Here is a 327-nt window from a genome sequence, read left to right as displayed (position 1 = left end):
AGGATGACGGCCCGAGCATCAGCACCACCGGCACGGAACCGGTCCTCACCGTCGATGAAACGGACCTGACGACCAACGCCACGCAAAGCTTCGCCGCCAACTTCACCTCGGCCTTCGGCGCCGATGGTGCCGGTACGCTCACCTACGCCCTGGGCGTGGCGGCGGGTGCCTCCGGCCTGGTCGACACGGCCACCGGCGAGGCAGTCAACCTGTCGCTCAACGGCACCGTGGTGGAAGGCCGCACGGCCACTACCAACCTCCTGGTATTCACCGTCAGCGTCGCCAGCAACGGTTCCGTTACCCTCGACCAGCTCCGCGCCATCGTGC

1 protein-coding gene is annotated in these 327 nt (G+C 67.6%); it reads left to right on the top strand.

The annotated features are described in order from the left end of the window. Positions 1-327 (top strand): DUF5801 repeats-in-toxin domain-containing protein (locus CAY82_RS25530; RefSeq protein WP_256576360.1); only part of this gene is annotated, 327 nt, incomplete at both ends.

Source organism: Pseudomonas sp. SID14000 (assembly GCF_002165135.1).
Classification (GTDB): Bacteria; Pseudomonadota; Gammaproteobacteria; order Pseudomonadales; family Pseudomonadaceae; genus Aquipseudomonas.
Note: the sequence above shows the minus strand (reverse complement) of the source record. Positions and strands in the feature narration are given on the sequence as shown.